At 71.1% G+C, this 20,959-nt stretch carries 23 protein-coding genes and 1 pseudogene; 8 read left to right on the forward strand and 16 right to left on the reverse strand.

The window, feature by feature from the left end:
• Positions 1–2 precede the first annotated feature (2 nt).
• Entirely contained in the window at positions 3–1,226 is a 1,224-nt protein-coding gene (locus FLP10_RS02085; RefSeq protein WP_149162031.1) for an LLM class flavin-dependent oxidoreductase, read from the reverse strand.
• Between the two features lie 139 nt (positions 1,227–1,365).
• Here FLP10_RS02085 and FLP10_RS02090 point away from each other — a divergent pair, with 139 nt between their 5' ends.
• A complete protein-coding gene (locus FLP10_RS02090; protein ID WP_168209076.1) occupies positions 1,366–2,169 on the forward strand; it encodes a glycosyltransferase family 2 protein in 804 nt (267 codons plus the stop codon).
• Between the two features lie 29 nt (positions 2,170–2,198).
• Here the strand turns inward: FLP10_RS02090 and FLP10_RS02095 are convergent, their stop codons facing one another.
• A complete protein-coding gene (locus tag FLP10_RS02095) occupies positions 2,199–3,179 on the reverse strand; it encodes an alpha/beta fold hydrolase (RefSeq protein WP_342780553.1) in 981 nt (326 codons plus the stop codon).
• 80 nt (positions 3,180–3,259) lie between these two features.
• Here FLP10_RS02095 and trxA point away from each other — a divergent pair, with 80 nt between their 5' ends.
• Positions 3,260–3,643: a thioredoxin gene (gene trxA / locus FLP10_RS02100; RefSeq protein WP_149159364.1), complete on the forward strand. Its 384-nt coding sequence runs from the start codon at positions 3,260–3,262 to the stop codon at positions 3,641–3,643.
• A gap of 87 nt (positions 3,644–3,730) precedes the next feature.
• Here the strand turns inward: trxA and FLP10_RS02105 are convergent, their stop codons facing one another.
• The 4 genes and pseudogenes from FLP10_RS02105 to FLP10_RS02120 all read right to left on the reverse strand — a co-directional run bounded on the left by FLP10_RS02105 (position 3,731) and on the right by FLP10_RS02120 (position 7,969).
• Complete coding sequence (locus FLP10_RS02105) at positions 3,731–5,326, reverse strand: M28 family metallopeptidase (protein WP_149159365.1); 1,596 nt, start codon at positions 5,324–5,326, stop codon at positions 3,731–3,733.
• Positions 5,327–5,445: 119 nt separating this feature from the next.
• Entirely contained in the window at positions 5,446–6,060 is a 615-nt protein-coding gene (locus tag FLP10_RS02110) for a hypothetical protein (RefSeq protein WP_149159366.1), read from the reverse strand.
• Positions 6,061–6,085: 25 nt separating this feature from the next.
• Positions 6,086–6,913, reverse strand: a pseudogene (locus FLP10_RS02115) (LLM class flavin-dependent oxidoreductase); the annotation flags it as partial.
• 81 nt (positions 6,914–6,994) lie between these two features.
• Complete coding sequence (locus FLP10_RS02120) at positions 6,995–7,969, reverse strand: EamA family transporter (RefSeq protein WP_149159367.1); 975 nt, start codon at positions 7,967–7,969, stop codon at positions 6,995–6,997.
• Between the two features lie 112 nt (positions 7,970–8,081).
• Between FLP10_RS02120 and FLP10_RS02125 the strand changes: the two genes are divergently transcribed.
• Complete coding sequence (locus FLP10_RS02125; RefSeq protein WP_149159368.1) at positions 8,082–8,630, forward strand: CGNR zinc finger domain-containing protein; 549 nt, start codon at positions 8,082–8,084, stop codon at positions 8,628–8,630.
• 10 nt (positions 8,631–8,640) lie between these two features.
• Here the strand turns inward: FLP10_RS02125 and FLP10_RS02130 are convergent, their stop codons facing one another.
• The 3 genes from FLP10_RS02130 to rpsO form a co-directional block, all read right to left on the reverse strand.
• Positions 8,641–9,378, reverse strand: a complete 738-nt coding sequence (locus FLP10_RS02130; RefSeq protein ID WP_210418457.1) for an HNH endonuclease family protein — start codon at positions 9,376–9,378, stop codon at positions 8,641–8,643.
• Positions 9,379–9,382: 4 nt separating this feature from the next.
• Positions 9,383–9,844: a hypothetical protein gene (locus tag FLP10_RS02135; protein WP_149159369.1), complete on the reverse strand. Its 462-nt coding sequence runs from the start codon at positions 9,842–9,844 to the stop codon at positions 9,383–9,385.
• A 250-nt stretch (positions 9,845–10,094) separates the two neighbouring features.
• On the reverse strand, positions 10,095–10,364 hold the full coding sequence (rpsO, locus tag FLP10_RS02140) for a 30S ribosomal protein S15 (RefSeq protein WP_149159370.1): 270 nt from the start codon (positions 10,362–10,364) through the stop codon (positions 10,095–10,097).
• 134 nt (positions 10,365–10,498) lie between these two features.
• Here rpsO and FLP10_RS02145 point away from each other — a divergent pair, with 134 nt between their 5' ends.
• Positions 10,499–10,879 carry a DUF488 domain-containing protein gene (locus FLP10_RS02145; protein ID WP_149159371.1) on the forward strand — a complete coding sequence of 127 codons (381 nt, stop codon included), beginning with the start codon at positions 10,499–10,501 and terminating at the stop codon, positions 10,877–10,879.
• Positions 10,880–11,005: 126 nt separating this feature from the next.
• Here FLP10_RS02145 and FLP10_RS02150 read toward each other — a convergent pair whose 3' ends face one another.
• Entirely contained in the window at positions 11,006–12,070 is a 1,065-nt protein-coding gene (locus tag FLP10_RS02150) for a CPBP family intramembrane glutamic endopeptidase (protein ID WP_149159372.1), read from the reverse strand.
• Positions 12,071–12,187: 117 nt separating this feature from the next.
• On the opposite strand from FLP10_RS02150, the gene FLP10_RS02155 reads away from it, so the two are divergent.
• Complete coding sequence (locus FLP10_RS02155) at positions 12,188–13,279, forward strand: FAD-dependent oxidoreductase (protein WP_149159373.1); 1,092 nt, start codon at positions 12,188–12,190, stop codon at positions 13,277–13,279.
• 114 nt (positions 13,280–13,393) lie between these two features.
• Here the strand turns inward: FLP10_RS02155 and FLP10_RS02160 are convergent, their stop codons facing one another.
• Complete coding sequence (locus tag FLP10_RS02160; RefSeq protein ID WP_149159374.1) at positions 13,394–14,209, reverse strand: CPBP family glutamic-type intramembrane protease; 816 nt, start codon at positions 14,207–14,209, stop codon at positions 13,394–13,396.
• A gap of 64 nt (positions 14,210–14,273) precedes the next feature.
• Between FLP10_RS02160 and FLP10_RS02165 the strand changes: the two genes are divergently transcribed.
• Entirely contained in the window at positions 14,274–15,326 is a 1,053-nt protein-coding gene (locus FLP10_RS02165; RefSeq protein ID WP_149159375.1) for a M4 family metallopeptidase, read from the forward strand.
• A gap of 172 nt (positions 15,327–15,498) precedes the next feature.
• Here the strand turns inward: FLP10_RS02165 and FLP10_RS02170 are convergent, their stop codons facing one another.
• On the reverse strand, positions 15,499–16,101 hold the full coding sequence (locus FLP10_RS02170; RefSeq protein ID WP_149159376.1) for a hypothetical protein: 603 nt from the start codon (positions 16,099–16,101) through the stop codon (positions 15,499–15,501).
• Between the two features lie 50 nt (positions 16,102–16,151).
• On the opposite strand from FLP10_RS02170, the gene FLP10_RS02175 reads away from it, so the two are divergent.
• Positions 16,152–16,505: a hypothetical protein gene (locus FLP10_RS02175; protein ID WP_149159377.1), complete on the forward strand. Its 354-nt coding sequence runs from the start codon at positions 16,152–16,154 to the stop codon at positions 16,503–16,505.
• A gap of 17 nt (positions 16,506–16,522) precedes the next feature.
• A complete protein-coding gene (locus tag FLP10_RS17905) occupies positions 16,523–16,837 on the forward strand; it encodes a protealysin inhibitor emfourin (protein WP_425457625.1) in 315 nt (104 codons plus the stop codon).
• Here the strand turns inward: FLP10_RS17905 and FLP10_RS02180 are convergent.
• From FLP10_RS02180 to FLP10_RS02195, 4 genes are all read right to left on the reverse strand, one after another.
• Positions 16,734–17,456, reverse strand: a complete 723-nt coding sequence (locus tag FLP10_RS02180; protein ID WP_149159378.1) for a lysoplasmalogenase — start codon at positions 17,454–17,456, stop codon at positions 16,734–16,736. The two genes, FLP10_RS17905 and FLP10_RS02180, sit on opposite strands and share 104 nt — an antisense overlap.
• A gap of 55 nt (positions 17,457–17,511) precedes the next feature.
• The gene (locus tag FLP10_RS02185) at positions 17,512–17,883 is read right to left on the reverse strand and encodes an FKBP-type peptidyl-prolyl cis-trans isomerase (RefSeq protein ID WP_210418458.1); all 372 of its coding nucleotides are present in this window, start codon (positions 17,881–17,883) and stop codon (positions 17,512–17,514) included.
• Between the two features lie 399 nt (positions 17,884–18,282).
• Entirely contained in the window at positions 18,283–19,431 is a 1,149-nt protein-coding gene (locus FLP10_RS02190; protein ID WP_246150139.1) for a PrsW family intramembrane metalloprotease, read from the reverse strand.
• 24 nt (positions 19,432–19,455) lie between these two features.
• The gene (locus FLP10_RS02195) at positions 19,456–20,895 is read right to left on the reverse strand and encodes an FAD-binding oxidoreductase (RefSeq protein WP_149159379.1); all 1,440 of its coding nucleotides are present in this window, start codon (positions 20,893–20,895) and stop codon (positions 19,456–19,458) included.
• Between the last annotated feature and the right edge of the window lie 64 nt (positions 20,896–20,959).

Consider the following 20,959-nt stretch of genomic DNA (forward strand, 5'->3'; position numbering starts at 1 on the left):
GCTCACTTCCGGGTGGCGGCGGGGCCGAAGGCCGAGCCGGTGCTGGTCGGGGCGGACTCGCGACGCGTGGCGCCCGGGTCCTGGTACGGCGAGCCGACGGTCAGGTTATCGCCGCGGTTCGCGTTCGGGGTGGCCTGCCGCGGCTCGTCGTCGCCGTAGACCGCCTTCACGAGCGAGGCGTGCGTCGGGGCATCCGGAACCTGCTCGGGCCGGTTCTTCGCGAACTCGCGCCGCAGCACCGGAACGACCTCCTCGCCGAGCAGGTCGAGCTGCTCGAGCACCGTCTTCAGCGGCAGCCCGGCGTGGTCGAGCAGGAAGAGCTGGCGCTGGTAGTCGCCGACGTAGTCGCGGAACCCGAGCGTGCGGTCGATGACCTCCTGCGGGCTGCCGACGGTCAGCGGCGTCTGCTCGGTGAACTCCTCGAGGGTCGGGCCGTGGCCGTACACCGGCGCGTTGTCGAAGTACGGACGGAAATCGCGCACCGCGTCCTGCGAGTTCTTGCGCATGAAGACCTGGCCGCCGAGGCCGACGATCGCCTGCTCGGCGGTGCCGTGGCCGTGGTGCTCGTAGCGCTGACGGTAGAGGGCGATCATGCGCTTGGTGTGCGAGGCGGGCCAGAAGATGTGGTTCGCGAAGAACCCGTCGCCGTAGTAGGCCGCCTGCTCGGCGATCTCGGGCGTGCGGATCGAGCCGTGCCAGACGAACGGCGGCACGCCGTCGAGTGGGCGCGGCGTGGCGGTGAAGCCCTGCAGCGGGGTGCGGAACCTGCCCTCCCAGTCGACGACGTCCTCACGCCAGAGGCGGTGCAGCAGCTCGTAGCTCTCGACCGCGATGGGCAGGCCCTGGCGGATGTCCTTGCCGAACCACGGGTAGACCGGACCGGTGTTGCCGCGGCCGATCATGAGGTCGACGCGCCCGCCCGACACGTGCTGCAGCATCGCGTAGTCCTCGGCGATCTTCACCGGGTCGTTGGTGGTGATGAGGGTGGTCGCGGTCGACAGCTGCAGCCGCTCGGTCTGCCCGGCGATGTACGCGAGGGTCGTGGTCGGCGACGACGACCAGAACGGCGGGTTGTGGTGCTCGCCGAGCGCGAAGACGTCGAGACCGACCTCTTCGGCGTGCTTGGCGATGGTCAGGGTCGCCTGGATGCGCTCGGCCTCGCTCGGCGTGCGGCCGGTCGTCGGATCCTGCGTGATGTCGCTGACGGTGAAGATTCCGAACTGCATCATGGCGTCCTCCTGGGCTGTGCTGTGTGGTCGGTTGCTGTTCGATGCATTTGCATAGAACGCAGGAAGGTCGAGATTATTCCGCGATTCCTCGGGCGCATCGGATGCCACGGATCGCCTCGCTCTAGACTCCCAGATGATGGCGAAGATCTCGGTGGTGATCCCGTGTCTCGACGACGCGGCGTTCCTCGCGGCGTGCCTCGACGCGCTCGCCGCGCAGACCCGCCCCGCCGACGAGGTGATCGTCGTCGACAACGGCTCGACCGACGACTCCGCCGCGATCGCGGTGGCCGCCGGCGCGACGCTGGTACGCGAGCCCCTGCGCGGCATCTGGCCGGCGACCGCCGCGGGATTCGACGCGGCATCCGGAGACCTGATCGCCCGGCTCGACGCCGACTCGATCCCGCCGCGCGACTGGATCGAGCGCATCGAGCGCCGCATGGCCGAACCCGACCGCCCGACGGTGCTCACCGGGCCGGGCGAGTTCTACGGCGGCGGCCGCTTCACCCGCTGGGCGGGGCGGCACGTCTACATCGCCGGCTACTTCTGGTTCATCGGGCTGCTGCTCGGGCATCCGCCGATCTTCGGCTCCAACTACGCGCTGCGGGCCGATGCCTGGGCGCAGCTGCGCACCATCGTGCACCGCGACCGACCCGACCTGCACGACGACTTCGACCTCGCCTGGTGGATGCAGCCCGGCATGACCGTCGTGCTCGACAAGACCCTGCTCGTCGGCGTGTCCGCACGCCCGTTCGACCACTGGCCCGGCTTCAGCCGGCGCATCCGGATGGCCTTCCACACCCTCGCGGTCGAGGTGCGCGCCTGGCCGCCGCTCGAACGACTGGAAGACCGCCGCTCCGGTCAGCCGGCCCGGCCGCCCGTCGCCGAGGACGACGACCCGGCGACGACCGATCCCGAGGCCGAGGGCCCGCGCTTCGCCTGAGAGCCTGCGCGCCTGCGCGCCTGCGCGCCTCACGACCGCGCGTACAGCGCGAGCAGGTCGCGCACGAGCTGGTGCGGCGCCGTCTCGCACGGCGAATGCCCGGTGGCGTAGACGGCGACCTGCGCCCCGATCTCTTCGGCGAACGCCTCGTGGCGCTCGAGCGGCCAGAGGTCGTGCGCCCCGACCGCGACGAGCTTCGGCACCGGCGACGCCGCGACCTCGGCGCGGACGTCGGGGGTGGCCATCATGAGCGCGATGATGTCGTCGACGCTCTGGCGGTGGGTGAGCGCGAACCGTTCGCGCACGAACGCGAGCCGGCCCGGCGGCACCTTGTTGAGGTTGTTGCGGATGCCCCAGAGCATGAGTGCAGCGCCCTGGTGCGCGTTCGTGAGCGTCGAGAGCGGTCCGATGCGCTTGACCGTGCGGAACGCCTGGCCGACCTCGGGCGGGCAGCTCAGCAGCGCGAGGCTCGCGAACCGGTCGGGTCGGGCGGCGAGGGCGAGCTGGGCGAGCGTTCCCGCGAAGCTGTAGCCGAGCACGTGCGCGGCCGGCGACCCGGCGTCGAGCACGGCCAGCACGTCGTCGAGGAACAGCTGCTCGTCGTAACTCTCGCGCGGCGGGTCGAGTCGCCACGGCCCGGCCTCGCTCGACTCGTACTGCCCGGCGAGGTCGAACGACTCGACCCGGTAGCCCGCGTCGGCCAGCAGCGGCAGCATGAGCACGAAGTCTTCCTTGGAGCCGGTCGCCCCGGGGATGAGCACCACCCGCTGCCCGTCGACCGGCCCCATCGCGATTCGCGCGAGCGGCCCGCTCGGAGCGTCGAACACGTCGCGTTCGGCCCCGTCGGGAAGCCGGCGCCAGTCGAGATCGGGAATCGCGGCGTCGAGGGCCTCGGCATCGAGCTGCCAGCCGGCCGGAGGCGGACCGACCACGCCTGCGGGCGTGGCGCGGAACGTGCCGTCGCCTGCGCGCCGGCGGAACACGCCGCGTCGATCGTCAACTCCCGTCACGGCTCTCACGATAGCCCGCCCACCGACGGCCCACAGCGAACACGAGGCGTGCTCACGGCAACGAGTCGTACGCTACTGGGATGGCCACGCTTCCCCTCACCTTGGACACCTTCGAGCAGACGATCCTCGAGGGCGGCACCGTGTTCGTCGACTTCTGGGCCGCTTGGTGCGGACCCTGCCGCCAGTTCGCCCCCCACTTCGAGGCGGCGAGCGAGGCCAACCCCGACCTCGTGTTCGCGAAGGTCGACACCGACGCCGAGCAGCAGCTCGCGGCGGCCATGAACATCACCTCGATCCCGACGATCATGGCCTTCAAGGACGGGATCGGCGTGTTCGCCCAGGCCGGCGCCCTGCCCCGCGCCATGCTCGACGACCTGATCGGCCAGGTGCGCTCGCTCGACATGGACCAGGTGCGCGCGCAGCTCGCGGCCGAGGAGGCCGGCGAGTCGGCGCAGACGGCGTGACGCGCACCGCCGCCTGACGCACGCCGAGGGGCCCGCCCGGAAGGACGGACCCCTCGTTCGCGGATGCGACGCGCTCAGCCGACCCGATCAGGCCGCTTCACGTACGCCGTGTTCGTGCGCGAGGCCGCCTGAGCCGCCGACCGTGCCCTGAGGGCCGGCCGGACGCGGCAGCAGGTCGCCGATCGTGAACTTCGCGCCCTTCACACCGTTGACCTTCTCGGTCGAGTAGGCGTAGGTGAACAGCGCCGTGGCGATCGCGCCCACATTCACGTACAACGCCTTCGCATCGATGTTCTGTCGCGTGTCGCACGCGAGGTGGTAGCACGGGTCGTACTGCGCACCCGCGGTTCCGCCCCAGATCGCGGCCTGCTGCTCGGTCTTCACGACCTCGGCGCCCGTGAACAGGCCGCCCGCCGGAATGCCGTTCAGGATGAACGCCTCGTAGTCGCTGCGCCCGCTGAACTCGGCGTCGTCGTACGGGATCCGCAGCGCAGTGAAGTAGCTCTCGAACAGGTCCTCGATCTGGATCGAGCCCTCGGGGACCGGAACCGGAGCCGGGTACCCCGACTCGTCCCCGTCGTACACCATGTAGATGAAGTTCGGCGACGCGATCATGTCGAAGTTGAGGTACAGCGCGATGCGGTCGAGTTGCGCCTGGTCGAGCCCCTCGACGTACGCCTCCGACCCGAGCAGGCCGTCCTCCTCGGCGCCCCACCAGGCGAACCGCAGCGTGTTCTGCGGCTTCAGCTTGCCGATGTGCTCGGCGATCTCGAGCAGCGCTGCCGAGCCGCTGCCGTTGTCGTTGATGCCCGGCCCGGCCTGCACCGAGTCGAGGTGGGAGCCGAGCATCACCACGTTGTCGCGGTTCTTGCCCGGCAGTTCGGCGATGACATTGCGCTGCGGGCGCTCTTCGGGCTGCGGCACCGAGATGAACGCCGTCGAGCCCGCCTCGGCGAGCGCGACGCCCGCGGCGAAGCTCGCCCCGACGACGGGGATGTCGACGACGAGCGGGTCGAGCGTGCCGACGATGAGGCCCTCACGGGTGGGGTCGTTGCCCTGGTTGAAGATGATGACCGCCTCGGCGCCGGCGGCGACCGCGTTCTCGACCTTGACCGAGAAGTTGCACGTGCCGCGCTGGATGAGCGCGATGTCGGTCTCACCCGCGAACGCCGCGGGGTCGAAGTCCTCGGGCTCGCATCCGCTCGACGTATCGGCGGGCTGGGCGAGCACGACGTCGACCGCGATGATCGTGCCGGTGATCTCGCCCGATCCCGACCCGGTGTAGGCGCCGGTCTCGTGGTCGGCCTCGGTGGGCGTGAGCTGGGTGAGGGTCGACGGTCCGATGTAGGTGTACGGGAACTCGTCGAACGTGACGTTCCAGCCGGCGCGCGTGAGCCGGTCGGCGACGTAGTCGGCGCTCGCCTCGTAGCCGGGGAGCCCCGCCGCGCGGTTGCCGCCGTTCTCGTCGGCGATGCGCTGGAACGCGTCCAGGTGCTCGAGCACTCCCCCGCGCTTCACGCACTCGAGGAGCTTGTCGACCGAGTTGTTGTTGCGCTGCTCGCACGCCTTCGCCGAGGGTGCCGCGGTGGCGGCGTTCATCGGCGTGAGCACGAGCGCTGCGGCCGCCACTGCGGCGACCGCGATTCCGAAGGTGCGTCTGGATGACCTTGCAGTTCGATACATCGGTACTCCATTCGTCGGCGCCTCCTCGTCGAGGCGCTCTGGGACGAGACGATAACCGTGTACCCCGTTCGAGGGACAGAGCTGCGGGCCGATCGTGGACGAACGGCCCGCAGCGCACGTCATTGCGCGGGTGCGCCGCCGCCCTCGAGCGCTTCGAGGCCGCTCACGTCGAGCTCGACGCCGAACCGGCCCTCGGCGCCGGTGATGAACGCGGGGACGCGCACATACTCGCCGCGTGTTCGCAGGCCGTCGAGCAGCGCACCCCAGCGCTCCTGCGCGTCGGCGCGGAGGAAGCCCGCGTGCCGCGGCTGCCCGCCGCCGCTGAGCTGCACGCCGACCCGGTATCTCATCGACAGCCAGCGGCTCGCACGCGGCACGAGCACGGCCTGCTGCTCGGCGCCGCCGTTCAGGCGCGCGAGCTCGATCGCGCGCCGGTGCCGTTCGGTGTCGGCGACGGGCGCGACCGCCCGCACCGACCGCTCGGCCGGCAGCGCGTCGACGAGTTCGAGGCCGTCGAACGTGTCGACGTTGCCCCACTGGTCGGGGTTGCGACGGCGGCGCTCGAGCGCGATCGCCACGACGATCCAGGCGAGGGATGCCGCGATGAGTGCCATGAGCGGCCACAGCAGCCATGGCGGCGAACTCGGTCGGACGAACCCGGTCGCGATGAGCAGCACGACGAGCACGAGGTAGGGGAACGGCTCCCAGAGGAGCAGGGGCTTGGAGCGTGGCACCGCCTCAGGCTACCGGCGCCGCCCGTCAGCGTGTCTCGCTGAACCCGCCGAACCCCGACGCGGCGATGGCCTCGAGCACGGCCTCGTCGCCGGCGTAGATGCCGTCGGCTCTCGGCCAGTGCACGATCACGTCGGTGAATCCGAGCTCGTCGGCGCGCCCGACGGCGTCGATGAACGCCTGCTCGCTCGCGAGGGTGTAGACGCCGTCGCTGTCGAGCGAGAGCATCCGCACCGGCTCACCGGCGCGGCCCGCGGCGGCCCACGCTTCGTCGAACCGCTCCCGCAGTTCGCCGATGTGACGCCACCACCCGGCCGAGCCGCCGGGTTCGGCCTCGGCGCCCGTGGTCACCCAGCCGTCGTAGCCGGTGGCGAACCGGATGGTCTTCGGCCCGTTCGCCGCGACGAGCAACGGCATGCGCGGCCGCTGAGCCGGATCGCCCACCATTCGGGCGCTCACTGCCGTGTACCAGTCGCCGGTGAACGAGATGCCGCCCGAACCCGGGTCCTCGAACCGCAGCAGCACGTCGAGCGCGCGCACGAACTCGACGAACCGCGCGTGCCGGTCGCGCGGCGAGAGCACCTCGTCGCCGAGCACGGTCGCGTCGAACCCCGTGCCGCCCGAGCCGACGCCGAGCAGGAGCCGCCCGCCCGCGAGGTCGTCGAGGGTCGCGAGGTCCTTCGCGAACGGCACCGGATGCCGGTAGTTCGGGCTCGCGACGAAGGTGCCGAGCCCGATGCGCTCGGTCGAGAGCGCGGCGCCCGCGAGCGTCGGCACGGTGGCGTGCCAGCGTTCGCCCGCGAGGCTGCGCCACGACAGGTGATCGTAGGTCCAGGCGTGGTCGAAGCCGAGCTCTTCGGCCCGACGCCACGGGCGGGCGGCCTCGGGCCAGTCGAATTGGGCAGGATGACGACGCCGATGCGCATGGCGTCGAGCCTATCCGCGCCGATCCGTACCGGACCCGGCCGGCACCAGGTCGACGTCGAGCGCCAACGCGGCCGGGTCGGGCGCACGCCGTTCGAGGCGCACGCACACGATGCCCGCGAGGATGAAGACCCCGCCCACCAGCTGCAGCGGGCCGAGCGCCTCGCCGAGCAGGATCCAGCCGACGATGCCCGCGAACACCACCTCGCTCAGTCCCAAGAACGCGGCGAGCCGCGCGCCGAGGATGCCGATCGCGGCGATGCCCGCGACGTAGGCGAACGCGGTCGAGATCACGCCGACCACGAGCAGCGGCACGAACCAGGGCGCCGTGCCGCCGAGGAAGTCGACCTCGCCGAAGGTCGCGCGCATCGGCAGCAGGCCCGTCAGCCCGGCGACGCCGAGCGCGATGCCGCCGACCACGAACCCGGCCGCGGCGAGTGCGATCGGCGGAAGCTGGTCGCCGGCTCGCTCGCCGATCGCGTAGTAGACGCAGACACCGATCATCGCGATGAACGCGAAGGCGATGCCGAGCGGGTCCATCGGCCCGCCGCCGGGGCCGATCACGAGCACGAGGCCGACGACCGAGAGCAGCGACCCGGCGAGCACGATGCGCTGCGGCACGCGTCGCGTACGCACCCACACGAACAGCACGAGCGCGACCGGGGCGAGGTACTCGATGAGCAGCGACATCGACACGGGGATGCGCTCGAGCGACGCGTAGAACGCGAGCTGCACCCCGGCGACGGCGACGAGCCCGTAGAGCAGCACCGTCCACTTCGCACGCCAGAGCGGCCGCAGGTCGAAGCGAAGCGCGATCAGGCCCGGAACGACGAGCAGCGTCGCACCGACGACGATCCGCGCGAACACCGCGGCGCCGGGGCTCCATCCGGCCTCGAAGAGCGGCTTGACGATCGCCCCGCCGGCTCCGAAGGCCAGCCCGGCGCCCAGGCCGAGCAGGATTCCGAGCAGTCCGCGCGATGCCCGCATCCGGTCCTCCACAGCTTCGTCGCATCCGATCCGCCGTCATGGGCGAACTTCGTTATGCTCGTGACAGTTCGATCTGATCGCGACGATACTGGACGAGGATGTCAGGAGTCAAATGATTTTCACCCATGACACGATCAGCGCGCTCGGGTTCATGGCCGCGCTCGCCGACACCGTGCCCGAGGCATCCGCATCGGGCGACGACGAACTCGAGACGCAAGCGCAACTGGCCGCCCTGCTCGACCAGTGGATCTACACCGGCCGACGCGACGGCGACGCCCGCGAGCTCGACGAGGTGCGCGCCGCCCGCGAGCGCCTGCGGCACCTGTGGCTGCTGCCGCGCGACGACGCCGTCGACGAGGTCAACGCGATCCTCGCCGAGGCGAATGCGCTGCCCCGCCTGGTGAACCACGACGACCTCGGCTGGCACATCCACGCCGTGTCGTTCGACTCGCCGCTCGCCGAGCGCATCCTCGTCGAGGCCGCCATGTCGTTCGTCGACGTCATCCGCGCCGACGCGCTCGACCGGCTGCGCGAGTGCGAGGCCGACGACTGCACGGCGCTGTTCGTCGACGTGTCGAAGAACGGCTCACGGCGGTTCTGCTCGGCCAGGTGCGGCAACCGCATGGCGGTGCGCGCCTACCGCGCACGCGCGAACGCGTAGCGGTGGGCGCTCAGTCGCACCCGGCCTCGACGTCCGCGATCACCCGCGCATCCACCGGATCGACCGTGAGGCGGTAGCCGACTACGACCTGCGTGAACCGCTCGACGTAGTCGCACGCCGCGGCATCGCTGGGCGGCATCCACTCACCCGGCCCCTGGTCGCGCTTGGCCTGGTTGGTGCGCCCGTCGACGGCGAGCAGGTTCGCGGGGTCGTTCGCGAACGCCCGGCGCTCGTCGTCGCTCCACCCGGATGCCCCGTGCCGCCACGCGTACGCCAGCGGCACGATGTGGTCGATCTGCACTCGGTCGCTGCGCTGGCCGCGTTCGAAACGGATCACCGTGCCGGTGTACGGATCGGCGAGCACGCCTCGGCTCACCACGCACGAACTGCCCCGCCGGTGCACGACCCCGTCGAGATCGCGCTTCAGGATGTCGTTGCGGGTGTCGCACCCATTGCGATCGACATCGGCCCACGCGTCGCCGAACCGGTCGCGCTCGTAGGTCGCCCGGGCCGCCGGGTCGGCTTCGGCGACGAGCAGGTCGGATGCCTCGGAGCCCGACGCGCCGCGGGAGCCATCGCCGAACACGCCCTCGAGCCCGGCCTGCACGAGAAGCTCGTCGATCGCACTCGTCGCATCGGCCGAGGTGATCGGCGCACCGAGCAGCAGCCAGGCGCAGAGGACGAGGCCGGCGGGAACGGCGGTGGAGGCGGCGACACGGCGCGCGGAACGTCGGTGTGTTCGGGTCACCGGGTCAGCGTACGGGCCGACCGGCCTCCGCCGGCAGCACCGCGCGGCACGTCACGACGACGAGGGCGACGAGCAACGCCAACAGCGTGACATCCGCCGCGATGTAGACGTAATGGAGGCTCGACCCGCCCGCTTCCTCACCGGCGATGACCGCGTCGGTGCGCACACTGAGCGCCGGACGGATCGCGAACGTCTCGACGAGGTAGACCAGCCAGATCGCCGCGAGCACCACGACCGACGACCGAGCGGGGCGCGGCCGCAGATGCACGAGCGTCGTCGCGACGAGCACCACGCCGCCGAGGATCGCGAGCGCGGTGAACATGATGCGCCCGATGCCGAGCCCAAGCGGGATGGTGATGCCCGGCGCCTGGAACTTCAGCGGCGTCTCGAGGAACGACAGCGCGACGAGCGCGCCGATCCAGAACACGGGCAGCACGATGCGAAGGGCGGCGATCCAGCGGGGCATGCCTCCAGCGTAGGCGGGCGGTGATCTGGGACGCGATGCCCGACTCGTTCGCAGGCGCACCGCCGGCTGCGGGCGCAGTCGTTCGGGCCGGGCGCGCCCGCGCAGTTCCGGTCGGTCGCGCGGCTCGCGGAACTCGCTGCCTGACTGCTCGCCCTGCGGGAACAGCGAAGACCCCCGCGACTCCGAGGAGTGGCGGGGGCCTTCGGGAAGACGATGTACGCCCGATCGGTCGAACCGTGTCGGTCGAACCTTATCGGCGCAGCCCGAGACGCTCGATGAGCGCACGGTAGCGGTTGATGTCGACGTCGGAGAGGTATCCGAGCAGACGACGACGCTGACCGACGAGGAGCAGCAGGCCACGACGCGAGTGGTGGTCGTGCTTGTGCTCCTTCAGGTGCTCGGTGAGGTCCTTGATGCGCTTGGTGAGGATTGCGATCTGGACCTCGGGGGATCCAGTGTCACCGGGGTGCGTCGCGTACTCTTCGATGATCGCCTTCTTGGTCTCTGCATCCAGTGCCATAGAGGGATCCCCTTTCTTCTCGTTGCGCGCTGCCCTTGGGCGGTCTGCCCGGGCTCTCTTGATGCGCGGCCGATTCACGGCAACCTCAAGAGTCTACCAGAGCGGGCGGCAATGGTTCGCGGCACACTGGAGCCATGGCGTTCACCCTGAAGCGCGTGTACGAACCCGCCGAATCGTCCGACGGGTTCCGCGTCCTCGTCGATCGCCTGTGGCCGCGAGGAATTTCGAAGGAGCACGCCGCACTCGACCTCTGGGACAAGGACCTCGCCCCCTCCCCCGGGCTGCGCGCCGAGTGGCATCACGCCACCGATCGCGAGGGCACGTTCGACGCGTTCGCCGCCCGCTACCGTGCTGAGCTCGACGACAACCCGGCGACCGGGGGGCTGCTCGCGCTCGGCCGTGAACACGACCGGGTGACCCTGTTGTACGGCCTGCGCGACGAACACCGCAACCATGTCGTGGTGCTGCTGGAGTGGCTGCGGGCGCACGGGGCGGAGGTCGAGTCCGTCGGGTGAGACCGGCTACGCCGACGCGGTGGACTGCGAACCTTCCACGCACACGACGGACCTCATCGCGCGCACGGTCGAGTCTGACAGAGACATCCGACGCGATGGATGCCACGCCACCCCCTCAACCGAGGGTCACACGCTCCTCCCCACCTGCGATTCCGCGAGCGTCAGGCCCGGCTGCGGCTGCGTGCGCAGCTGCCCGGTTGCGACGATGACCACGATCGCCACGAGAAGCAGGATCCATCCCGGCCAACCGAGCACATTGCCCCAGAGCCCGGCCGGGTCGGCGAGCGAGTCGGCGTCGGCCAGCAGCAGGAACTGCGCGGTCGCCGTATTGATCGCCGCGTGCGCGACCACGGCGGGCCATACCGACGCCGAGCGCAGCCTCAGCCAGCCGATCACGAACCCGGTGAGCACGCAGAACGCGACCATGCTCGCAAGGCCCAGCACGTCGGTGCGCTGGTAGTTGTAGCCGAGCAGGATGAGCGGCGCGTGCCAGAGCCCCCAGATGACGCCCGACACGATGAGCGCCCACACCGTGCCGAGAGGGCGCAGCGACGGCAGCAGCCAGCCGCGCCATCCGATCTCCTCGCCGAAGGTGGCCACGCAGTTCAGCGCGGTCACGAACGGCAGCAGGGCCAGGTTGAGGGCGACCACGGCGGCGGCGTCGAGCCCGCCCGAGCCGCCCTGCCCGCCGCTCGCGTCGATGGCGGCCTGCACCCCGCTGAGCCCGGACAGGTCCAGGCGCAGCAGCCCCATCACGTCGCCGAGCAGCATCGCGACGAACGGCAAGGCGGTGAAGAACACGAAACCGAGCGCGATGAACAGCCAGGTGCGCCCGGCGGGCCGCATCGGCGAGAGACCGAGGTACCGCGGGATGCTCGCGGGTCGCTTGACCCACAGCACGACGATGAGGGTCGCGAGCGCGGGCATGAACATCATCGCGGGCGTGATGAGACCGAAGAGCGGATGCCGCAGGCCCTCGCCCGAGGTCCACAGCGGCAGTGCGACGAGCCAGGCGCCGGCGAACGCGATCACGACGTACACCGCGACGGCGACCCACGGCACCGACGTCGGGAAGATCGGTCCGCGCGCGGCGTTCTTCGCACGCTGCCGGTCGGCGGGGCCGAGCGCCGCCGGCGCGGCGTTCACGTGGGCGGCGGCAGGCACTGCGGCGGGCACGTCGGGTTGCGTCATGTCACCATGACAGCGCATCGGATGCCTCCGCAGCCTCCGCCGCACGACGGAATCCCGCCGACATCTCGGCCGAATCCGCCGCGGAATACTCCCCCGCGCGAGCGAGTTGATGCGGGCATGGATCCCGTATCCGTGGACGTCGTCGTGATCGGCGCCGGGCAGGCGGGACTCTCGGCGGCGTACCACCTGCGTCGCCGCGGCGACGGCCGGTTGTCGTTCGTCGTGCTCGACCGCGAGCGGGCGCCGGGCGGCGCCTGGCAGCACCGGTGGGCGTCGCTGAAGATGGCGACCGTGAACGGCATCCACGAGCTGCCCGGCTTCCCCGTACCGCCAGCCGACCCCGAGGCATCCGCCCGCGACGTGCTGCCGCCCTACTTCGCCGAGTACGAACGCCGGTTCGACCTGCCCGTCGAGCGCCCGGTGCGCGTGCGCGCCGTGCGCCGCGCCGACGATGACCCGAACGGGCGACTGCTCGTCGAGACGGACTCGGCGAGCGGCTCGCGAACCTGGGCTGCGAGGTACGTGATCAACGCGACCGGCACGTGGACTCGCCCGTTCCGACCCTGGTATCCGGGCGTCGACCGGTTCCGCGGGCGCCAGTTGCACGTAGCCGACTACGTCTCGGCCGACGAGTTCGCGGGCCAGCGCGTCGTCATCGTCGGCGCGGGCATCTCGGCGGTGCAGCTGCTCGACGAGATCTCGCACGTCGCCGACACGTTCTGGGTCACACGGCGCGAACCCGAGTGGATCGAGGACGACTTCGACGTGCCGGCCCGCGTCGCCGCGATCGCGGGCGTCGAGGCGCGCGTGCGCGAGGGCCTGCCGCCCGGCAGCGTGATCTCGGTCACCGGCATGCACTGGAGCCCGTGGGCGCGGGCGGCGCAGGCGCGCGGCGTGCTGGTGCGGCATCCGATGTTCGCGTCCATCGAGGAGTACGGCGTCAGAATGCCGGACGGCACGTTCGAACCGGCCGACGCGATCCTCTGGGCGACCGGGTTCCGGGCCGCGGTCGACCACCTCGCCCCGCTCGGCCTGCGCACGCCGCATGGCGGGTACCGGGTCGCCGACACCCGCTCGCTCGACGACCCGCGTCTGTTCCTCATCGGCTACGGGCCGTCGCAGTCGACCGTCGGCGCGAATCGCGCCGGCCGCGACGCCGTGCGGCAGATCGTCGCCGAGCTGCCCGTCGGCGAGGCATCCGCGGCCTGAGAACCCGACCCGCTGCACACCTCGAGCCCACGTGTCCGGAACTGCCCGCGCACCCGCTCGACGTTCGCCCACGGCGGGCAGCGGGCATCCGGACAGCAACAGCGACATGCGGTGCTACACCGGCGGCGCGAACGGGAAGATCGCAGGCCAGCCGTTGTGGGCGTACACGATCACGCAGAACACCACCGCGTCGAACAGCAGGTGCACGACGAGCACGTAGGTGAGCGACTTCGTCAGCTTGAAGGTGTAGCCCTGGATCAGCGCGAACGGGATGGTGAGCAGCGGCCCCCACGACTGATAGCCGAGTTCCCACAGGAACGACACGAACACGATCGACTGCAGCAGGTTCGCCTGCCAGGTCGGGAAGTGCCGGCGCAGCAGGGCGAACACCGTGCAGATGAAGAACAGCTCGTCCCACGTGCCGACCGCGTTCACGCCGACGAAGAGTCTGCCGATCTCGCTCGCCTCGGTGACGGTCGGCCAATTCTGATATACGCCCGACGAGATGAAGTAGAACGGCAGGATCAGCCAGCCCGCGAGCGTCACGAAGATGAGGTAGAGCCACTGGGTGCGATTCCAGCGGCGGCCGGTGCGCCACGGGAACCGGATGACCCGCTCGCGGTACACGTACCGCGAGATGAGGTAGGGCACGAGCACGGCCGACCCGAGCACGATCGTGAAGCGCACCATCGCGAGCCACGAGATGTCGGCCGCGAGCGGCATCGTCGAGATGATCACCTGGCCGATCGCGATGAGCAGCAGGTCGGGGGCGAGCCGTTCGGTGCGACCCGAGCGGTCGCACAGCCATGCGGCGATGAGGCCGACGACGAGCATGCCGTACCCGACGAGCGGCACCAGGAATCCGAACAGCGCGACGGCCGCCCCGCAGACCAGCAACGCAGGGAGCAGAGCGAGGGGATGCGTGCGCACGCGTCCAGCCTGCCATGCGCATGTCGCCGATACGCATGTCGCCCGGTCGTGCCAGCATCGACGCATGACCCGGAACGCGATCGTCCCGCCCTACCTGCTCGCCCGCATCGCCGCGGCCGGCGCCTACCGGTACCCCGTCGCCGCCGACGCGGCCCGCAGGTCGCTGCTGCGCGACGCGCCGGTGCGCGAACAGCGGCTGCTCGGCGATCGGCCGTCGGCGGTGCTGCCCGATGCCGCATCCTCACCCGATCGGCGCATCTCCGACGCCGGCGGCCGCGAGACGCTGCCGGGCCGGCTGGTGCGCCGCGAAGGGCAGGCCGCGACCGGCGACGAGGCGGTCGACGAGGCGTACGACGGGCTGGGTGACACGCACCGCATGTTCGACCGCGTCTTCGGGCGCGACTCGATCGACGGCCGCGGCATGGCTCTCGAGGCGACGGTGCACTACGGCGATCGCTACGACAACGCCTTCTGGGACGGCGAGCGCATGGTCTTCGGCGACGGCGACGGCGACGGCGAGGTGTTCACCGGGTTCACCAACTCGCTCAGCGTCATCGGGCACGAGCTCGCGCACGGCGTCACCGAGCGCACCGCGGCGCTGCGCTACCAGGGGCAGTCGGGTGCGCTGAACGAGCACGTCTCCGACGTCTTCGGTGCGCTCGTCGAGCAGTACGCCCTCGGCCAGGACGCCGAGGCCGCGACCTGGCTGATCGGCGAGGGCATCTTCACCTCCGAGGTCGAGGGGCGTGCACTGCGCTCGATGCTCGAGCCGGGCACGGCCTACGACGACGACGTGCTCGGCCGCGACCCCCAACCTGCGCACTTCGACGACTTCATCGTCACGACCGACGACAACGGCGGCGTGCACCTGAACTCGGGCATCCCGAACCGCGCATTCGCGCTCGCAGCGACCGAGCTCGGCGGCTTCGCATGGGAGCACGTCGGTCGCATCTGGTACGACACGCTCACCTCGGGCGAGTTGAAAACGGATGCCACGTTCGCGCAGTTCGCCGCGGCGACCCTGCGCGCGGCGGCGAAGCGATTCGGCGACGGATCTGCCGAACAGCGGGCGGTGCACCACGGCTGGGAGCAGGTCGGCGTGAGTGTGGCAAGCTGACGCGGTGTCCACGCAAGCTCCCGCTGCCCTGCCGTTCGCCGGCTTCCCGGTGCAGCCGTTCCCCACCGCGCCGACTCGCGCCGAATACGCCGCCTACCGTCGCGCCGCGCGGGCCGAAGGCAGCGCCCCGCTGTTGGAGGAGGTGTTCCACGACGTCGTCGAAGCGAGCAGATCATCCACTGCGGCCGGGGGAAGCGCGGTGTTCGGCCTCGGGATCCTGCTGAGCATGGTCGGCCTCGACTCGTTCGCGGCGCTCGGCCTCGGGGCGGTCGTGGGGATCCTCATCATCGTCGGCGGGTTCTTCGCCTCGTACCGGTCGGTCATCGACCGGGCGCTCGACAGCCGATTCCGAATCCAGCGCGTCGCCGAGGCGCACGGCTATTGGTACTCGCCCGGAGGCACCGTGGGGTGGCTGCCGGGCTTCCTGCACGAGAACTATGCGGTCGATCGCGTCGTGCACCGGTTCCGCTCCAAGACGGGGCGTCACGTCGATGCCGGCATCGCCGAGTACACGACCGGCACGGGCAAGCAGCGCACCACCGCCAGGTGGACCTACCTCGCGTTCGAACTCGAAGCACCCCTGCCGCACTTCGTGCTCGACGGGTCGAAGAACAGCGGTTTCCTCGCGAGCCGGCCCGCGGCACTCGCCGGCGCCCGGCGCCTCTCGCTCGAGGACGACTTCGACCGGTGGTTCCGGCTCTTCGTTCCCGACGGATACGAACGCGACGCGCTCTACGTCTTCACGCCCGACCTCATGGCGATGCTGGTCGACCACGCATCGGCGTTCGACGTCGAGATCGTCGACGACTGGGTGATCCTCCTGCGATGGGGCGGCGCAGATCCGGGCTCGCCGGGTTCTGGAAGATGTTGGGCGGCGCCGGTCGGGTCGCCGAACGGCTCTCGCTGCGCAGCGGGCGCTACCGCGACGACCGCGTGGCCGACAACCCGAGGGCGTCCCAGGTGCAGCTCGCGGCGGCCGCGGCTGCGACGAACGCCGCCGCGACGAACGCCGCCGCGACGAAGGCCGCCGCGCCGCAACCCGAACCGCGTCCGCGTATCGCGGAGGTCGGCCAACGGCTGCGCTGGTTGCCCAGGGTGCCGTCGATCTACGTCTTCTTCGGGGTCGGATTCGTGTGCGCGTACGTCTACCTCACGGCACAAGACCTGCTCGGCGGGTGACGCGGTAGCCTTTCCCCATGGACGTCATCGTCTCCCGCTCAGGGGGGCTCGCCGGCCTTCGGCTCGTCTGGGAGGTACCGGTCGACGAACGACCCGATCGCGACGACTGGGTGCTGCTGATCCGCCGCCTGCCGTGGAACGAGGTTCCCCCCGCGCCACCCGAACCCGATCGGTTCGTCTACCGCATCGAGTGCTCGCCGCACGCCGCGACGCTCGCCGACCGGCAGGTCACGGGGCCGTGGCGGGAACTGGTCGACCGCGTGCAGGACGCGACCGAGCCCGAACGCCGAGGGCCCGGCCGCGCAGGTTCAGGATCGCCCCGAGCGCGATGAGCCCCTGGGCTGCGAGATACGTCGTCATCACGATCAGGTCGTGACCCGCGCCCGGCACGACCGCGTCGTAGCCCGGCAGGAACCGGCCGAGCGCGAGCACCGAGTCGGACACCACGAACAACGCGCCGCCGATCGCGACGACCCCGCTGTGACCGGCCGCGAGCGCGGCCATCGATCCGAGCACGAGCCCGTACACGGCGACCGGCACGAACAGCGACCCGAGGTGCGGGGCGAGCAGCAGCATGAACCCCGCGTACCAGATCGCGTACAGCGCAGCCCAGGGCGTCACCAGTCGCCCGGCCCGAGGCAGGCCCACGAAGAGCGCGATGTACACCGAGTGCGCGGCGAGGAACGACAGCAGGCCGAGCACGAACCAGGTCTCGCCGGGGAAGCTCAGCAGCACATCGCCGGCCCACGAGCAGCAGATCGCGACCACGAGCAGCACGAGCGCTGCACCGCGACGCGGACGAACGAGGGTCAGCACCGCCGCGACGAGCGCCGGCATCAGCAGCGCCTTCGTCGCCGTCACGGCCGCGGCGGGCCCCGTGACGAGCAGCACCAGGTGCACGGCGCTGAGCACGAGGTACGGAAGGAACGGGCGGAGCAGCGATCGGGTCACGTCGGCGTGGCCTTTCGGAATCGGGTGGCTCGATGCTACCCCGCCCGCGAAGGGCTCAGCTCACGCCGAGCAGGTCGATCACGAAGATCAGGGTCTGGCCGCTGAGTCGGTGGCCGCCACCCGCCGGCCCGTAGGCCTTCTGCGGGGGCACGGTGAGCTTGCGACGCCCGCCCACCTTCATGCCGGGGATGCCCTCCTGCCAGCCGGCGATCAGCGCCTGCAGCGGAAAGTTGATCGACTGCCCACGACTCCACGACGAATCGAACTCCTCGCCGCTGTCGTACTCGACGCCGAGGTAATGCACGTCGACCGTCGAGCCCGGCGTGGCCTCGGGGCCGTCGCCGACGACGAGGTCCTCGATCACGAGGTCGGCCGGCGCTGGCCCATCGGGCGCGTCGATCTCGGGCTTGCTGTTCATATCGGTCATGCGATCCATCCAAACGGATGCCCCGCCAAGAGGCAATCGTGAGGGGATTTCGACAAACGGGGTTGCGTCGACCGTCGATGTGTGGGGCGACTTCCAGCGCCGAGGCCCGCGACCGTGTGACCCTGCCGGATGTCCACAACCCACTTGCGCCCGAAGCGACGGCAGGCGATTCTGGAATCCACGAACTCGCCGCCTCACCTCGGCTGTCGGCATTGCCACACCAGGAGGCGGCGAGTTCTTCGTACACGAAGCACACTCGCCGACTGCGCAAACCTCGGCTGTCGGCATTGCCACACCAGAAGGCGGCGAGTTCTTCGTACGCCGACTGCGCAAACCCCGGCTCTCGGCATTGCCACACCAGGAGGCGGCGAGTTCTTCGTACGCGGGACGAGACTCGCTTCAGCGCAGCAACGCCGCGCGCCGCGCCGTGAGGCGGTCGAGCAGCGCTCGCTCGTCGCGGGCGTGGCGCACGTCGGTGCGACCCGACACGACCATCTGCCGGTTGAACGCGAGTGCCGTGGCATCCGAGATGAGAGCGCGTACCTCGGCCGTGCGTTGCGGGCGCTGCGCGCGCGCCCACGCGATCGCCTGACGACGACCGGCCGGCGTTGCGAGCGCATCGACCTCGCCGCGGGTCAGCCACCCGGCGGCCGCGTACTCGGCGAGGCGGTCGCGGGTGAGGCGGGCCTCCTGTCCGCGCAGCAGCACCGTGAGGACGATCGCACCGATGAAGATCGGCACCTGCACGGTGAAGTAGAGCGCGATCGCGCCCTCGCCCGCGAACGCCAGCGAACCGTTCCAAAGGGCGTGCAACGCGATTGCACCGACGAGTCCGAGGGCGAACCATCCGATGATGCCCACCGTGGCGCCGCGTCGGGCGCCGATGCCGATCATCAGCCCGGTGCACGCGGTGAACAGCACGTGCGCGAACGGCGAGAACAGTCCGCGCACCACGAACACCAGGCCCACCTCGCCGGCGCCGCCCTCGGCCATGGCCGCACCGAAGTAGAGCACGTTCTCGGTGAACGCGAACCCGGCGGCCACCGTCGCGGCGTACACCAGCCCGTCGATGGGCCCGTCGAAGTGCGAGCGAGAGAACGCGAAGACGAGCAGCACGCCGAGGCCCTTCGCGAGCTCTTCGACGAGCGGCGCCTGCACGACCGCCTGCAGCGCCTCGTCGGTCGCACCGCCGGGCGTCGCGAACGCGACCGCCACCTGCACGCCGAGGTCGACGAGCAGCGCCACCGCGACTGATACACCGGCGCCCCACAGGAAGGCGAACCACAGCGCCCACCGCGGTTCGGGCTCCCATCGGTCGACCCAGCGCACCGCGAGCAGCACGATCACGAGCGGCACGACGGCGAGCAGGCTGCCGACCGCGAGCGTCGGCACGCCGAGGGCCGCGATGAGGTACGCGACGACCAACAGCAGCGCGAGGGCGCCGACGGCGATGCCCACGACGGCGAGCACGAAGCCCGCACGGCGGGCCGAGGCGATCGGGAGCGCAGCGGGTGGGATGACCTGCTGCGGCGTGGTCGGAAGGCTCACCCGCCGAGCCTATCGACGCGGAACCTATCGACGGGGTTCGTTCGAGACATCGAACATGACCCCGGGGTTCAGAACTCCGGCAGGGTCGAACAGCGCCTTGAGCCCGCGCTGCAGGTCGTAGCCGTCGTCGCCGAGCTCGTCGCGCAGCCACCGACGCTTCAGGATGCCGACGCCGTGCTCGCCCGTGAGCGTGCCACCGAGCGCGACCGCGGCGCGGAACAGCTCGTCGGCCGCCGCCCACACCTCTGCGGGCGGCTCGTCGCCCGTGAACACGAAGTTGGGGTGCAGGTTGCCGTCGCCCGCGTGCGCGAGCGTCGGGATCTCGATGCCGTGACGCCGCCCGATCTCGCCGATGACGCGGAACATGTCGGGCAGCTTCGAGCGCGGCACCGCGATGTCCTCGATGAGCACCTCGCCGGTCGCGGCGAGCGCCGGATGCCACGCCCGCCGCAGCCCGATCAGTCGCTCGGCGGCGACGGTGTCGGTCGAGACCTCGACCCGGCCGCCCGCCGCGCGCAGCACCTCGGCGATGCGCGCGGCGCGCACCGCGGCATCCGTGTCGTCGGCCTGGGCGATGACGAGCGCTTCGCCCGGCGCCAGGTGCTCGACCGGGGTGCCCGCGATCGCGGCCGCGCCGAGGTGATCGACCACTCGCCCGAGTCCGAGGTCGTCGACGAGCTCGAGCATCGCGGGGCGCAGGCGGGCCGCAGTCACCGCGGCGCAGCCCGCGGCGGCGGCCTCGACGTCGGCGAACGCCGCGGCGATGGTGACCGGCTCGCCCTCGGGGCGGGGCCGAAGCCGCACGGTCGCCTCGACGATGATGCCGAGGGTGCCCTCGGAACCGGTGAGCAGCGCGGTCAGGTCGTACCCGGTGACGCCCTTCACGGTGCGCCGGCCCGTGCGCACGAGGCGCCCGTCGGCGAGCACGACGGCCAGCCCCAGCACCGCCTCGCGGGTGACGCCGTACTTGGCGCACAGCAGGCCGCCGGCGTTGGTGGCGATGTTGCCGCCCACCGAGGAGATCGCCCGGCTCGCCGGGTCGGGTGCGTACCAGAGCCCGTGGGCGGCCGCGGCGGCGTTCAGGTCGCCGTTGAGCACACCCGCCTCGACGACGGCGAGCTCGTCGATCGGGTCGAGCTCGAGGATCCGGTTCATCCGCGACAGGTCGAGCACGATCGCGCCGGGGCCGCCGGTCGCCCCGCCCGCGAGGCCCGTGCCGGCTCCTCGGGGCACGACCGGGGTGTGCGTGGCGGTCGCGAGGCGCAGCAGCCGCTGCACGTCGTCGATGGACGTCGCGTACACGACCGCGATGGGCCGGTCGGGCGCGCGGCGGCCCGAGCGGTCTTCACGCACGCGATCGAGGTCGGCTGCCTCGACGCTGACGGATGCCGCGACACCGTCGGATGCCGCGAACTCGGTGCGCAGCCGGGCGAGGACGTCGATGTCAGCGGAGGATTCGGGCATGCGGTCAGCCTAGCCCCGCGGGTCGTGTCCGATTTCCGCCAGTCGATGTCGGTGGGCGGTGCGA

Origin of the sequence: Agromyces intestinalis, from assembly GCF_008365295.1 — a bacterium.
Classification (GTDB): Bacteria; Actinomycetota; Actinomycetes; order Actinomycetales; family Microbacteriaceae; genus Agromyces; species Agromyces intestinalis.